The sequence below is a fragment of the Microvirga antarctica genome, from assembly GCF_017921815.1.
Lineage (GTDB): Bacteria > Pseudomonadota > Alphaproteobacteria > Rhizobiales > Beijerinckiaceae > Microvirga > Microvirga antarctica.
Window position 1 is genome coordinate 955,078 of record NZ_JAGEMM010000001.1, and the last position, 15,033, is coordinate 970,110.

The following is a 15,033-nucleotide window of genomic DNA, read 5'->3' on the forward strand; positions in this document are numbered from 1 at the left end:
GCGGATTCTCTAGCCGATGCCCCGGCAAAACGGGAGCATCGAAACCGGACGGTCCACCATCAAAGCGCAACGATCTTGCCCGGGTTCATGATGTTGTGCGGATCAATGGACCGTTTCAAGGCGCGCATGAGGTCGAGGGCAGCGGGTCCGTGCTCGATTTCGAGGTATTTCATCTTTTTCTGGCCGACCCCGTGCTCCCCGGTGCACGTCCCTTCCATGGCAAGCGCCCTGCGAACGAGCCGGTCGACGAACGCCTCGCAGGCCGCCACCTCGGCGGGATCGTCGATACTGACCAGGGGTTGGACATGAAAATTGCCGTCCCCCACATGGCCGACGATGGGAGCGATGAGGCCGGACGCCACGATGTCGCGCTTGGTCTCGTCAACGCATTCGGCCAGCCGCGAGATCGGCACGCAGACGTCGGTGGCGACCGATTCCGCCCCCGGACGCAAGCCTCGCGCGGCCCAATAGGAATCGTGCCGGGCCTGCCACAGCCGCGACCGGTCCTCGGCCTTGGTAGCCCAATCGAACGGCCCGCCTTCGAACTCGGCCGCAATGTCGGCGAAACGCTCGGCCTGCTCCTGAACCCCTGCCACCGTGCCGTGGAATTCGAGCAGCAGGAGCGGCTTTTCCGGCAGGGTCAGGTTGGAATGGAGATTGACAGCCCGGACCTGGACCTCGTCGAGCAGCTCGATGCGGGCGACGGGAATGCCGGTCTGGATGGTCACGATGACCGCGTCGCAGGCCGCCTTCACGCTCGGGAAAGGGCAGATCCCCGCGGAGATCGCCTCCGGAATGCCCTGCAGGCGAAGAGTAATCTCGGTCACGATCCCGAGAGTCCCTTCCGAGCCGATCATCAGGCGCGTGAGATCGTAGCCGGCCGAGCTTTTGCGCGCCCGGCTCGCGGTCTTGACGATGGCGCCGTCCGGCATGACGACGGTCAGCGAGAGCACCACATCCTTCATGGTCCCGTAGCGGACCGCATTGGTGCCGGATGCCCGTGTTGCCACCATGCCGCCGATGGAGGCGTCGGCACCGGGATCGATCGGGAAGAACAGGCCTTTGTCGCGCAGATGCTCGTTCAATTCCTTGCGCGTGACGCCGGGCTCGACGACGCAATCGAGATCCTCCTCGTGAACGGCGATGATCGCCTTCATCAGGCTGAGATCGACGGAGACCCCGCCGAACGGGGCATTCACATGGCCTTCGAGGGAGGTACCGGTTCCAAATGGCACGACCGGAACGTCGCGGGCGGCGCAGAGCCTGACGATCTCGGAAACCTCCGCGGTGGTCTGCGGGAAAACCACGAGGTCGGGTGGCTGGTTCTTGACCCAGGTCAGCGTATGGCCGTGCTGCTCACGGACCGCCTGCGCGGCCATGAGGCGCTGGCCGAAAAGGGCCGCGAGGTCATCCGAGAGAGCCGCCAGAGTGGCTGCGGAGGGCCGCAGACGGGGTTTGGAGAGGGAAACGTTCATTTATGCTTCAGGTCTGAGTGCGATGTTCATTACCCATACCTACCAAAACGGCCGCGAAGGCAACACTCTGCGCAAAAATGACGCGATGGCACGATGCAATGCCTAAAAGAACGTGTTATCGTTTCAAATACACCCTTGACGGAGGGGATCTCGTGATCGGATTGGGAAGAGAGCAGAGGTTATGAAGGAGCGGGCTCCGGTCTTCTTTTTCGCGCCGTTCGTGTCGTCCACGATGGAGGTCTCTCCCGCTTGGATCGACTATAACGGCCACCTCAACATGGCCTATTACCATGTGTTCTTCGACCGCGCGATCGAGGAGGCCTTCGGCCTTCTGGGACTTGGGCAAGGCTACATGGAGGAGCGACAGGGCTCCTTCTTCGTGGCCGAGACCCACACCGTTTACAAACGGGAACTGCGCACCCACGACCCCGTCCGGGTGACGCTTCAGCTGGTCGCCGTCGATGAGAAAAGACTGCATTTCTACATGGAGTTAAGGCATGCCCGCGAGGGCTGGATCTCGGCCACGACCGAGAGCCTGGGACTGCACATGGATATGGTGAGCCGCAAGGTCGCGCCCTTCCCGGCCGACATTCAGGCGAATATCGCCGTGATGAAGGCCTCCCACGCCCGTCTGGCGAAACCGCCGACCCTTGGAAAGATCATGGGAATCCCGTCCCCGGGCGCCGAGGACCGGACCCTGCGCGACCCGCTGGCGGCCGTCGGGACCCGCCATTAGGCTCAATCGAACACCTGTTTGATTTCTCGGCCGATCGGTCGGTTTTTGAGCCCAATCGGTCACCGACGCGTCAAACACGCGTCATGCGGGGTCAGACAGGCGTCAACCGCCATCCCCATCGTCCACCCTCGTGCGTCCACCCTCGTGCGTCCACCATCATGCCGTTGCGTCGTGGGGCGGTGTCGTAACGACACGGATATTGCCGGACACGTCCGCAACCACCCAGTTGACACCGACGGATCAGCAGCCGATCGATCCCACCGGGCAGTTCCGCAGGCGGGCCGGCGGTGACGGGTTGGACAGGTTCTGCTGCCGGTCGATGCGCTGGCGCATCTGATTGTTGTCGATCTGATATTGCTGATCGCGCTGCAGGCTGCGCTGCTCCCGCGTGATCGACCGGTTGATCTCGTCGACCTGCCGCTCGGCGGGACTCGTGCGGGGCAGACGGGTCTGCGCGACGACGGGCAATGTCAGTGCGCACAGAATGGCTGTCGCGACCGTTAACACACGCATGGCTTATCCTTTTCCGGTCAATCATCCCCATATGGGAAAGCAAGGACGTTCTGTCCAACCCCTTCGCTGTCTCTGCCCCAACCGCTGACGAGCCGGGCTCTCTTCGTGTCCCGGACGATGCTGGAAGGCTCGACGCCGTTCGCGTTTTGATCCATGGTCCCGCCAAATGAATCAGCCTGATCCAAGACCCGATCCGTCCGAGGACCTCACCCACCGGCCGGGCTCGCAATCGCTCAGCGCCCGCGCACGCGCCACGGTCGCACCGCAGACGCCGTATCTTGGCGGTCTCAATCCGGAGCAGACGGCGGCGGTGGAATCCACCGAGGGGCCGGTGCTGGTGCTCGCCGGCGCCGGAACGGGCAAGACCCGGGTGCTCACGACCCGCATTGCCCACCTGATCGCAACCGGCAAGGCCCGCCCCTTTGATATCCTGTCCGTGACCTTCACCAACAAGGCCGCGCGCGAAATGCGCGAGCGCGTCTCCACGCTCATCGGCCCGGTGGCGGAGGGCATGCAATGGCTCGGCACGTTCCACTCCATCGGCACGAAGATCCTGCGTCGACACGCCGAGCTGGTCGATCTCAAGTCCGATTTCACCATCCTCGGCACGGATGACCAGATCCGGCTGATGAAGCAGGTGATCGCGGCCGAAAATCTCGACGAGAAGCGCTGGCCCGCCCGCCAGATGGCCGGCATGATCGATGGCTGGAAAAACCGCGGCCTCGGGCCGGCCCAGGTGCCGCCCGGCGAGGCCGGTGCTTTCGGCAACGGCAAGGGCGGCAAGCTTTATGCGGCCTACCAGGAACGCCTGAAGACCCTTAACGCCGCCGATTTTGGCGACCTGCTGCTCGAATGCCTGCGCCTGTGGCGTGAGCATCCCGATGTGCTGGTGCAATACCAGAACCGGTTTCGCTACATTCTGGTCGACGAGTATCAGGACACCAACGTCGCGCAGTATCTCTGGCTGCGCCTGCTGGCGCAGACCCGCAAGAACCTCTGTTGCGTCGGCGATGACGACCAGTCGATCTATGGCTGGCGCGGCGCCGAGGTCGACAACATCCTGCGCTTCGAGCACGACTTTCCGGGCGCGACGGTCATCCGCCTCGAGCGCAACTATCGCTCGACCGCGCATATCCTGTCGGCCGCCTCCGGCCTGATCGCCAAGAACCAGAGCCGCCTCGGCAAGACCCTGCGCACGGAGGACGTGCCGGGCGAAAAGGTCTCGATCACTGGCGCGTGGGATTCCGAGGAAGAGGCGCGCCTCATCGGCGAGGAGATCGAAGCGCTCCACAGCAAGCAGCATTCACTGGCCGAGATGGCCGTGCTGGTGCGGATTTCCGCCCAGATGCGCGAGATCGAGGACCGGCTGGTGACGCTTGGCGTGCCCTATCGGGTCATCGGCGGGCCACGCTTCTATGAGCGCGCCGAGATCCGCGATGCGCTGGCCTACCTGCGCTGCGTCAATCAACCGGCCGACGATCTCGCGTTCGAGCGCATCATCAACACGCCCAAGCGCGGCCTGGGCGATGCCACCATCCAGGTGCTGCACAACCATGCGCGCTCGGCCCGGGTGCCGATGATGGAGGCGGCGCGCTTTCTCGTCGAAACCGACGAGCTGAAACCCAAGCCGCGGGCGACTTTGCGCGATCTTCTGATCTCGTTCGGCCGCTGGTCGAAACTGTCCCAGACGATGACCCAGTCCGACGTCGCCCAGACGGTGCTGGAGGAATCCGGCTACACGGATATGTGGCAGAAGGACAAATCGGCGGATGCGGCCGGCCGCCTGGAGAACCTGAAGGAACTCGTCCGGTCGATGGAAGAGTTCCCCGATCTCCAGAGCTTTCTCGAACACGTCTCGCTCGTGATGGAGGCGAATGATTCCGACACCACCGAGCGGGTCAGCCTGATGACCATGCACGCGGCCAAGGGGCTGGAATTCGACACGGTGTTCCTGCCCGGCTGGGAGGAAGGCCTGCTGCCGAACCAGCGCGCGCTCGATGAGAGCGGCCGTGCCGGCCTCGAGGAGGAGCGTCGCCTCGCCCATGTGGGGCTCACCCGGGCCAAACGCCGGGCAAAGATCTATTTCGCGTCCAACCGGCGCATCCACGGCCTGTGGAATTCCACCGTTCCCAGCCGGTTCGTGGACGATCTGCCCGAAGACAACGTGGAAATCGTCGAGGCGCCGGCCAACTTCTCGCACGGGGGCGCCTATGGGGGCGGCTCGCGCTTCGATCGCATGGAGCCGTTCAGCGCCTCATCCTACCAGACCCCTGGCTGGCAGCGCGCCCAGGCCCACCGGGCCAGCAGCGAGGACCGGGGCGGCGCGGGACGGCGGTCGTCGGACCGGCGCGGCCCGATGGTGATCGACGGCGAACTGGTGGCCAAGTCCGGCGGCCCCTCCTCCGCCTTCAGCAAGGGCGGGAGGGTTCTCCACAATAAATTCGGCCCCGGTACCATCGAGGGTGTGGAGGGCAACAAACTGACCGTCGAGTTCGACAAGGCCGGCCGCAAGATGGTGCTCGACAGCTTCGTGGAAGCTCTCGGGTAGCCCCAGCCCCCTAGCCACGCCACGGGGAGTGTGGAACGATCCGGCGCAGCGTATGCGTCGCTGAGGGGCCGTCATGTTTCCGCTCTCCCACATGCTGAAATCCTTCGTGCGCACAGGCACGTTGCGGGTCATCGATGCCGATGGCGGCGTTCATGTCTTCTCCGGCGCACCCGGTCCCAAAGTCACCATGCGGCTCACCGACCGCTCGCTCTATCACAAGCTCTTCCTCAATCCGGAGCTTCACGCGGGCGAGGCCTATATGGACGAGCGCCTGCGCTTCGAGGACGGATCGACGTTGCGGGATTTCCTGACGCTGTTCTCCATGAACCGCATCGCGCTCGGCACCTATCCGCTCCAGAAAATGCTGCGCGGCCTGTCGCGCGGGGTGAAGCGCTTTCAGCAGGCCAACCCCGTCGGCAAGGCGCAGCAGAACGTCGCGCATCACTACGATCTCGGCAACGACTTCTACAAACTTTTCCTCGATGAGGGCATGCAGTATTCCTGCGCGTATTTCGTCAACGACGACGACACGCTGGAACAGGCGCAGCGCAACAAGCTGCGTCTGGTCGCCTCCAAACTGCAGCTCAAGCCCGGGCTGAAAGTACTCGATATCGGCAGCGGTTGGGGCGATCTCGCGCTGTATCTGGCCACCATGGAAGATGTCGACGTGACCGGAGTCACGCTCTCGAGGGAACAGCATGCCTTGTCCAATGAGAAGGCACGGCAGGCGGGCCTTTCCGATCGCGTGCGGTTCGAGCTGCTGGATTACCGCAAGCTCGACACACGCTTCGACCGCATCGTGTCCGTCGGCATGTTCGAGCATGTGGGCGTGCATCACTACGGCGAGTTCTTCGCCAAGATCAACGCGCTGATGGCGGATGACGGATTGATGGTGCTGCATTCCATCGGTCATATGAGCCCGCCCGGTACGGCAAGCCCGTGGCTACGGAAATACATCTTCCCCGGAGCCTACTCGCCCGCCCTCTCCGAAGTCTTCCCGGTCGTCGAGAATGCCAGCCTGTGGGTGACAGATCTCGAGATCCTGCGTGTGCATTACGCCAAGACGCTGGCCCATTGGCACCAGCGCTTCGAGGAAAACCGGGCAGCCATTGCGGCGCTCTACGACGAGCGGTTCTGCCGGATGTGGGAGTTCTACCTGGTCAGCGCCGAGATGATGTTCAGGACCGGCAGCCAGCTCGTCTTCCACATGCAACTGGCGCGCCGTCGGGACGCGGCACCCATCGTGCGCGACTACGTCACCGACCTGCAGCGGCATTATCGCTCCCTCGAGGGTGAGCGCCTGGGATCGGTTCCGACCCGCGCGACGCAATCCACGGGTCGCCCACGCGCGACCGGGTGACGATGCCGCCTGCCTGTACGGCAGCGCGAACCCTGCTATAACCGTCGCACGGGCGCGGAGGTGAAGATCATGAAGAGACGTCTTTCCCTGCGCCAGCAGATCTCGCTTCTTGTCGGGCTGCTCTGCCTTGGAATCGTGACCGTGGCGGCGACCGGGGCGGCCTTCATCGCGCATCGGCAGACCAAGCAGAACGTGATGACGGGCGCGGCCGAAGCCGCAGGCACCCTGGCGGCAGTTCTCGACCGCGGGATGGCCGAACGGTTCCGCGAGATCCGCAACCTCGCCAATATGCAGCCGCTCGAAGGCATGTGGAGCGGGGATCGCGCGAGCGTGCGGCTGGTCCTCGATCAGTTGCAATCGACCTTTCCGGACTACAGCTGGATCGGTTTTGCCACCAAGGACGGCATTGTCCAGGCCTCCACCGGGCGTTTGCTCGAGGGCGAGTCGGTGGCGGCACGCCCATGGTTTCAGGACGGATTGAAAGGCCCGACGGTCGGAGACGTCCACGAGGCCAAGCTGCTCGAAAGACTGCTCAAGCCTGGCAACAGTGGCGAGCCGTTGCGCTTTGTCGATGTCGCCGCCCCGGTCAAGAATTCCGCCGGCGACATTATCGGCGTGGTCGGCGCCCATCTGAACTGGGCCTGGGCCCGCGAGCGGCTCCAGATCCTGATTTCCGACGAGAGCAACCAGTGGTCCGGGGCGATTTCGATCCTCGCCCAGGACGGCACCGTCCTGCTCGGGCCCGGGATGAACACGAAGCCATTCTCCGACAATCGCCTCGCGGCGATGATCAAGGAGGGCCGTGGATCGTTCGAGGACGAGTCCAACGTCGAGAATTACCTCACGGGCTTTGCGGTCACCCGGGGCTATCGGGATTATCCCGGTCTGCGCTGGATCGTCGTGTCCCGTCAGCCGGAGACAGTCGCGTTCGCGGCCGCTCGCAGCATGGTCTGGACCATTGCGGGCATCGGGTTGGCGGCGGCCCTTGCGGGAATTCTCTTCGCCATGTTCATCGCTCAGAGCGTGTCACGGCCGATCGGCCTGATCATCGAGGCGGCAGACCGGATCGGCCGCGACCCCACCATCTCGTTGCCGCCGCATGCCACCGGCTCGCGCGAAATCGTGCGATTGTCGGCGGCCTTGCGCTCCCTGGTGCGCCGGGCGGGTGCGGCGGAGCAACGGGCCCTCGACAATGCCACGAAGCATGAGGAGGACGTCTCCAAACTGACCCAGCTCGCCGAAACCGACGCGTTGTCGGGCCTGCTGAACCGCCGCGGATTCAACCTTCTCGCCGAGGATGCCTTCGAGCAGTTCCGGCGGTCGGGACGAACGTTCGCGGTGCTCATTCTCGACATCGATTTCTTCAAGCGCGTCAACGACACCTACGGCCATCCGACCGGAGACGACGTGATCCGTGGCGTCGGCGAAACCCTGAGCCGGACCCTGCGTCCCGTCGACAAGGTGTGCCGGTTCGGCGGCGAGGAATTCGTGGTGCTGGTTCGTGAGGCCGGCCGGGAGGGCATCATGACCGTGGCGCAAAATCTCCGCCGGGCTGTCGAGAGCCAGACGATGGAATCCCGTGGAATGACGCTGTCCGTCACCGTGAGCGTCGGCGGCGCCATCGTCGCCGATACGGATCGCGATATCCAGGACGTGATCGAGCGGGCCGATTCCGCTCTTTATGAGGCCAAGGCCAGCGGTCGCAACCGGGCGGTCATCGCGGGCCTCCAACCACAACTGGCGACCGCCGTCGCCTGACATGCGCGTCAGGGGTGACCGGATGGGGGTTTCGATGCTAAGCGAAACACATGCTCGAAGGTTTGCACCCCAACCGCCCCACCCATGTTTTCCGGCTCACCACCGACGAGCGGTCCGCGCGCGTCATGACCGAGCTGATCGGGGAGATTTTCGATCCTGCCGAGACGGCCGTCGCGTCCTTCGAGACTGAGGATGGCGGCCCATGGCTGCTGGAGGCCTACTTTGCCCGGGAGCCGGATGAGGCAGCGATCCGCGATCTGGTGCGGCCACTCGTGGGAGCCGAGGCCGACAAGGGCGTTTTCCTGCCCCTGACCCAGCAGGACTGGATCAAGTCGTCGCTGGAGGGCCTGACACCGGTCCGCGCCGGCCGGGTGCTCGTTCACGGCTCGCACGACCGGGAGCAACGCCGGCCCAATGATCTGGCCATCGAAATCGAGGCGGCACTGGCCTTCGGCACCGGCCATCACGGCACCACCAAGGGATGCCTGCAGGCCTTCGTCGATGAGCTGAAACTGCGACGTCCCCGCCATGTTCTCGATGTGGGCACCGGTACGGGGATTCTGGCTTTTGCCGCCGCCAAGACCCTGAAGCAGACCATCGTTGCGGGCGACATCGATCCGGAGGCAGTGCGGGTCGCGCGGGGCAATGCGCGGCTGAATGGCATCGACCAATGGCTGAGCCTCTATGTCGGTCCCGGCGTGCGTAACGCCAAAGCCGACCGGCCGGGCCATTTCGATCTCGTCTTCGCCAATATCCTGGCCAAACCCTTGCGCATTCTCGCGCCGTCACTTGCCCGGGTGACGGCTCCGGACGGCACGCTGATCCTGTCCGGATTGTTGCTGCGGGACGTGCCCGGAATCCTCTCGGCCTACGCGCCGCAGGGCTTCTCTCTCCAGCGCCGCTACGAGCTGGAAGGCTGGGCGGCGCTCGTTCTCAAGCGCGGCGGCACGCATCCACGGCGCCGCCGGGGGTAACGCGAGAGGCCGCTTACTCCATCCGCAGATGAGGATAGCGCTGCAGCATCTCGCGCCGCATCTCCATGGCTTCACGGATGGTGGCCGGGATCAGGCGCAGGAAATTAATGATAAACATGGGAAAACTCCTCGGTTAAAGCTTGAAGGGAACGAAGTCGGCGGCGTCGAGAGTGAGGGAGTCCTGCCCGAGACGGCGCAGTTCGCGTTCCACCGTGGCCACGCGGATGGTCACGAGATGATTGACGAAGCGCTTCGCCAGGATCAGCGGTGCGAAGGCGGAACTCCTGCCGGGAGCGGCAGGCAGGACGGTGGCGGTGGCCATGGGTTCATCTCCAATGCTGGGGTGATGACCCTTCGACGTTCCTCGGTCTTGTTATGGCATAAAGGTAAGCCGTCCTGTCCCTTTTGAGCAGGGGTCCCGGCGGCATGGTTGCCATGCTCATGCTGCAACGCACAATCCGATCTGCCGCCGGAACAGGCATTGGGCGCATAGCGGGCGGGCATTCAGCATGGGTTTAGGGCCAAACCGCCTCACAACAGGTGTTGCAGGCGCATCCCCTGCAGCCTAGCGTGGCGCCCATCCTTTTTCCGCTCACGGTTTTCACGCTCATGTCCCTCTTCCAGACCTTTGCCGATTCCACCTCGCCCGCGCAGGGCCCCGACCGAATCGGGAAGTTGCGGGCCGAGCTGGGGCGACGGGGCTTTGACGGGTTCATCGTGCCGCGTGCCGACGAGCATCAGGGCGAATATGTGCCCCCGAGCGCGGAACGGCTTGCCTGGCTCACCGGCTTCACGGGCTCTGCCGGAACCGCCGTCATCCTCGCCGACAAGGCCGCGCTCATCGTCGATGGGCGCTACACCGTGCAGGCGGCCGAACAGGTCGATGCCGAGGTGATCACGCCGGTCCAGATGGCGCTGACGACGGCGGAGGACTGGATCGCCGATAACCTGCGGCCCGGTGCCGTTCTGGCCTACGACCCATGGCTCCACACGACGGAGGCGGTGAAAAAGCTGGAGAAGGCCGTCGCCCGCGCGGGTGGCACACTCGTTCCCAGCGATATGAATCTGGTCGACGTGATCTGGATCGATCGGCCCGCTTCCCCGCAGGCCCCTGTCCGGCCCCATCCCATCGCCTTCGCGGGCGAGACGGCAGCCGACAAGCTCGCGCGCCTCCGGGACAAGATGGCGACCGACAAGGTCGCGGCGCTGGTCGTGTCCGATCCCCATAACCTCGCCTGGACGTTCAACCTGCGGGGCGGCGACGTGGACTGCACCCCGCTGCCGCTGGGCTACGCGATCATCCCGCAGGAGGGCCGCGCACAGCTGTTCTTCGATCCGGCGAAGATCACCAATGAGGCCGGCGACGCCGTCGGCGATCTCGCGGAATTCGTGCCCATCAGTGGCTTCCAGACCGCCCTCGACGAAATCGGGCAATCGGGCGAGACCGTGCGCGTGGATGCGGCCACCGGGGCGATTGCGATTGCCCGGCGGATCGAGGCGGCAGGCGGCGTGGTGGATGGGGGCGCGGATCCCATCGCACTCATGAAGGCGGTGAAGAACGAGGCGGAGATTTCAGGCTCCCGTGCCGCCCACCTGCGCGACGGCGCCGCCGTGGCGCGATTCCTCGCCTGGCTCGACCGGGAAGCACCAAGCGGCCGCATTTCGGAAATCGACGCAGTCGAAGCGCTCGAAGGGTTCCGCATCGAGACCGGGGCGATGAAGAACCTGTCCTTTCCGACGATCTCCGGAGCGGGCCCGAATGCGGCCCTGCCCCATTACCGCGTCACCAATTCGAGCAACCGCCTGCTGGCGCGCGACCAGATCTTCCTCGTCGATTCCGGCGCACAATACGAGGACGGCACCACCGACATCACCCGCACCATCATCGTGGGCGAGCCGACAGCCGAGATGAAGGATCGCTTCACCCGGGTCCTGCAGGGCCACATCGCCATCGCCACCATCATGTTTCCGAAGGGGACGAACGGCGCGCAGATCGATTCCTTCGCCCGCAAGCCCCTGTGGGAGGCCGGTCTCGATTTCGACCACGGCACCGGACACGGCATCGGCAGCTACCTGTCGGTCCATGAGGGGCCGCAGAGGATCGCCAAGACCGGCACGACGGCACTCGTCGCCGGCATGATGCTGTCCAACGAACCCGGCTTCTACAAGCAGGGCGATTTCGGCATCCGCATCGAGAACCTCATTCTGGTCGAGCCGCGCACGATTGCCGGCGGCGACCGTGACATGCTGGGTTTCGAGACCCTGACCTTCGCGCCCATCGATCTGCGCCTCGTGGAGCCCGCTCTGATGACGAAGGAGGAGATCGCCTGGCTCGATGCCTACCACGCGGCCGTGTGGGAGAAGCTCGAGACACTGGTCGACGCGCAAACCCGCGCGTGGCTGGAAGCCGCGACGCAGCCGCTGGCATCGGCTGCCCGTTAAAGGACAGCCCGCAGCAGCACGACCGACACGACGCCGACAACGACGGTTCCCAGCAGCGGCAGCCGGAGCGCCGCGAAGGCGGTGATGGCGGTGGCCATCGCCTCCGCCCACCCGGTCGTCAGCGCCGTCGGTGCGACCACTGCCACGAGCACGGCCGGCGGGATCGCGTCGAACGCAGCTTTTGCGCGATCCGAGAGCACGAGCCGGTCGGCCACGAACAACCCGGCGATGCGGGTCCCATAGGTGACGACTGCCATGGCGAAGATCGCCAGCAGAGTGGTGGGGTCGACATTCATTCGCGGGTCTTCCAGCCAGCCGCCCAATAGGCCGCAGCGATGCCCGCAAGAGCCCCGGAAGCCACATGCCACGGCGCGCCGACGGTGACATGCACCAGAGCCGCCACGATGGCGCTGATGGCGACAGTGACGAGGGTGACGCGGCTTCGGCCGAAGCCTGCCACGAGCCCGATGAACAGCGCCGTGAACGCGAAATCTGCGCCGAGCCGAGCCGGATCGCCGAGAAACGATCCCAGCACAGCCCCCAGGGTGGTCATGAGCACCCAATTGGCGAAAAGGACCACGCCCATGGCGAGCCAATAGGCCCCGGTTACCGGCCGTTCGCGCGCACGGCGCTCCGACAGCGCCCAGGTCTCGTCCGTCATGAAGAACATGGCCGCAAGCTTCTGCGGCCGCGACAACGTCATCTTCGACGAAAGGGAAGCGCCCATGAGGATATGGCGGGCATTGATCAGGAAGGTGGCGAAGGCGAGCGTCAGGATGGGGGCAGGCTGAATCCAGCTTTCAATGGCGGCGAATTGCGCCCCACCGGCAAAAACGAGCACGGACATGAGGCCCACTTCCAGGGCCGACATGCCCTTGCTGACAGCCACCGCGCCAAACAGCAAGCCGATGGGAATCGCCGCGATGGCCGCAGGCGCAATGTCGCGCAGGCCCGCACGCGCGTCCCGCCATGACGGCGACTGCGTCGCGTGCGCGCCCGCCAACTCACGTCCTCCCGACGAGCGCGAACCAGCCGTCCTCGTCCATCACCTGGACGTCGAATTCCTTGGCCTTGTTGAGCTTCGATCCTGCGCCGGGCCCCGCCACCACGATGTCGGTCTTCTTCGACACCGATCCGGCGACTTTGGCGCCGAGCCGTTCGGCCATGGCCTTGGCCTCCTCGCGGGTCATCTGTTCGAGGGCCCCGGTGAACACGACGGTCTTGCCGGCGACCGGCGAGTCGGACGTGACCGCCTCCGCCGGCTCAACCGTTACCTCTGCCAGCAGCGCATCAAGCAGTTCCTCGTTATGCGCCTCGCGAAAAAACTCCACGATGGCGTCCGCCACCACAGCGCCGATGCCCCCGATGGAGGTCAGCTCCGCGTAGGCGTCCGACGCGGGATCGGCAGCGGCGCGCGCTGCTGCGCGAAAGGCCTCGAAGGTGGAAAAATGCCGTCCCAGAAGTTTCGCCGACGTGTCGCCCACATGGGGAATGCCGAGGGCGAAGATGAACCGGTTGATGGCGATCGTGCGCCGCGCCGCGATGGCCGCGAACAGGTTCTTGACGCTCGTCGCGCCCCAGCGATCCCGGTTTTCCAGACGCTGGAGCTTTCCGGCGTTGCGCGCCTCAAGCGTGAAGATGTCCTGCGGCGCGCGCACCAGATCATCGGCGAACAATTCATCGATGCGCTGCTCGCCCAACCCTTCGATGTCAAACGCATTGCGCGACACGAAATGCTTGAGCCGTTCGCGCGACTGCGCCGGACAGATCAGGCCGCCGGTACAGCGCCGCACGGAATCCTCCTTGCCGGTCCGCGGATTGACCTCGCGCACCGCGTGGCTGCCGCAGGCCGGACAATGGGTCGGAAACACATAAGGCATGGAATCGGGGGGGCGCTTGTCGAGCACCACGTCGAGCACTTTCGGGATCACGTCGCCCGCGCGCTGGACGATGACCGTGTCGCCGATGCGGATATCCACGCCGTCGCGGATCATCTCCCCATTGCCGCCGATGCCGCGAATGTAGTCTTCGTTGTGCAGCGTCGCATTCGACACGACGACACCGCCGACCGTCACGGGCCGCAGGCGCGCCAGCGGATTGAGCGAGCCGGTGCGGCCCACATTGATGTCGATGGCATCGAGGATCGTGGTGGCCTGCTGAGCCGGAAATTTGTGCGCCAGCGCCCAGCGCGGCGAACGCGACACGAAGCCGAGACGTGCTTGCAGCGCCAGCGCGTTGACCTTGTAGACGACCCCGTCGATGTCGTAACCGAGCGTGGCCCGCTCCGCCTCGATGGCGCGATATTGGGCGAGCAATTCCTCGACCGTCGTGCAGAGACGCGTCCACGGATTGGTGTTGAATCCAAACCGCCCGAACGCCTCGATCATCCCAAACTGGGTGTCGGCCGGCATGGTGCTGATTTCGCCCCAGCCATAGGCGAAGAAATGCAACGGGCGCGATGCGGTGATGGATGGATCGAGCTGCCGGAGACTACCGGCTGCGGCATTGCGCGGGTTGGCGAAAGGCTGTTTCCCGGCTGCCGCCTGACGCTCGTTGATCGCCGCGAAATCCACGTGCGAGAGATAGACTTCGCCGCGCACTTCAACGATCTCGGGAACGTCGCGACCCTTCAGGACCTGCGGAATGTCGTCGACGGTGCGGGCGTTGGCGGTGACGTCCTCCCCGACCGCCCCGTCGCCCCGGGTGGCGGCGCTCACCAGACGGCCGGCCTCGTAGCGCAGGCTCAGGGACAATCCGTCGATCTTGGGCTCGGCCGTAAACAGCAACTCCGCGTCCGGCTTGATCTGCAGGAAACGGCGGACGCGCTCGACGAAGTCGACGACCTCCTCATCGGCAAACGCATTGGCGAGCGAAAGCATCGCCACCCGATGGCGGATCTTGCTGAATTTCTCCGATGGCTTGGCGCCCACCGTCCGGGTGAGACTGTCGGCTGCTGCAAGCTCCGGATACTGCGCTTCGAGCGCCTCATAGCGCCGCCGCAACGCATCGTATTCGGCGTCGGCGACAGTCGGCGCGTCCTCCTCGTAGTAGCGCTTGTCGTGCTCCGCGATCTCCCGGGCGAGAGTCGCGTGCTCGTCCCTTGCCTGTTCGAGGCTTGGTCGTTCAACGGGATCAGACGGAGGCGATTTCTGCTGGGACATGTTCGAATCGGAGGTTAAGAGCCGACAGAACCATAGCGACTCGCGCAGACGCGGTCAGCGTCGAAG

The 15,033-nt window shown here is 64.9% G+C and carries 12 protein-coding genes; 6 read left to right on the forward strand and 6 right to left on the reverse strand.

The features are described 5' to 3' along the window. Positions 1–59: 59 nt before the first annotated feature. Positions 60–1,475: an FAD-linked oxidase C-terminal domain-containing protein gene (locus J4G32_RS04630; protein ID WP_210484932.1), complete on the reverse strand. Its 1,416-nt coding sequence runs from the start codon at positions 1,473–1,475 to the stop codon at positions 60–62. A gap of 181 nt (positions 1,476–1,656) precedes the next feature. Here J4G32_RS04630 and J4G32_RS04635 point away from each other — a divergent pair, with 181 nt between their 5' ends. Then, positions 1,657–2,211, forward strand: a complete 555-nt coding sequence (locus J4G32_RS04635; RefSeq protein ID WP_210484934.1) for a thioesterase family protein — start codon at positions 1,657–1,659, stop codon at positions 2,209–2,211. Between the two features lie 240 nt (positions 2,212–2,451). Here the strand turns inward: J4G32_RS04635 and J4G32_RS04640 are convergent, their stop codons facing one another. Further along, positions 2,452–2,724, reverse strand: coding sequence for a hypothetical protein (locus tag J4G32_RS04640; protein WP_210484936.1), 273 nt, complete (start codon positions 2,722–2,724; stop codon positions 2,452–2,454). Between the two features lie 166 nt (positions 2,725–2,890). Between J4G32_RS04640 and J4G32_RS04645 the strand changes: the two genes are divergently transcribed. The 4 genes from J4G32_RS04645 to J4G32_RS04660 all read left to right on the forward strand — a co-directional run bounded on the left by J4G32_RS04645 (position 2,891) and on the right by J4G32_RS04660 (position 9,364). Then, positions 2,891–5,272: an ATP-dependent helicase gene (locus J4G32_RS04645; protein WP_210484937.1), complete on the forward strand. Its 2,382-nt coding sequence runs from the start codon at positions 2,891–2,893 to the stop codon at positions 5,270–5,272. A 73-nt stretch (positions 5,273–5,345) separates the two neighbouring features. Next, the gene (locus J4G32_RS04650) at positions 5,346–6,632 is read left to right on the forward strand and encodes an SAM-dependent methyltransferase (RefSeq protein ID WP_210484939.1); all 1,287 of its coding nucleotides are present in this window, start codon (positions 5,346–5,348) and stop codon (positions 6,630–6,632) included. Positions 6,633–6,701: 69 nt separating this feature from the next. Continuing rightward, positions 6,702–8,390, forward strand: coding sequence for a sensor domain-containing diguanylate cyclase (locus J4G32_RS04655; protein WP_210484941.1), 1,689 nt, complete (start codon positions 6,702–6,704; stop codon positions 8,388–8,390). A gap of 50 nt (positions 8,391–8,440) precedes the next feature. After that, positions 8,441–9,364, forward strand: a complete 924-nt coding sequence (locus J4G32_RS04660; RefSeq protein WP_210484943.1) for a 50S ribosomal protein L11 methyltransferase — start codon at positions 8,441–8,443, stop codon at positions 9,362–9,364. 133 nt (positions 9,365–9,497) lie between these two features. Here J4G32_RS04660 and J4G32_RS04665 read toward each other — a convergent pair whose 3' ends face one another. Continuing rightward, positions 9,498–9,686, reverse strand: a complete 189-nt coding sequence (locus J4G32_RS04665) for a hypothetical protein (RefSeq protein WP_210484945.1) — start codon at positions 9,684–9,686, stop codon at positions 9,498–9,500. 287 nt (positions 9,687–9,973) lie between these two features. Here J4G32_RS04665 and J4G32_RS04670 point away from each other — a divergent pair, with 287 nt between their 5' ends. After that, positions 9,974–11,806: an aminopeptidase P family protein gene (locus J4G32_RS04670; RefSeq protein WP_210485505.1), complete on the forward strand. Its 1,833-nt coding sequence runs from the start codon at positions 9,974–9,976 to the stop codon at positions 11,804–11,806. Here the strand turns inward: J4G32_RS04670 and J4G32_RS04675 are convergent. The 3 genes from J4G32_RS04675 to ligA are packed head-to-tail and all read right to left on the reverse strand — an operon-like array spanning position 11,803 to position 14,967. Beyond that, positions 11,803–12,102, reverse strand: a complete 300-nt coding sequence (locus J4G32_RS04675; protein ID WP_210484947.1) for an AzlD family protein — start codon at positions 12,100–12,102, stop codon at positions 11,803–11,805. The genes J4G32_RS04670 and J4G32_RS04675 overlap by 4 nt on opposite strands. Further along, entirely contained in the window at positions 12,099–12,809 is a 711-nt protein-coding gene (locus J4G32_RS04680; protein ID WP_246504763.1) for an AzlC family ABC transporter permease, read from the reverse strand. The genes J4G32_RS04675 and J4G32_RS04680 overlap by 4 nt, the downstream gene beginning before the upstream one ends. Before the next feature lies 1 nt (position 12,810). After that, the gene (gene ligA, locus J4G32_RS04685) at positions 12,811–14,967 is read right to left on the reverse strand and encodes an NAD-dependent DNA ligase LigA (protein WP_210484949.1); all 2,157 of its coding nucleotides are present in this window, start codon (positions 14,965–14,967) and stop codon (positions 12,811–12,813) included. Between the last annotated feature and the right edge of the window lie 66 nt (positions 14,968–15,033).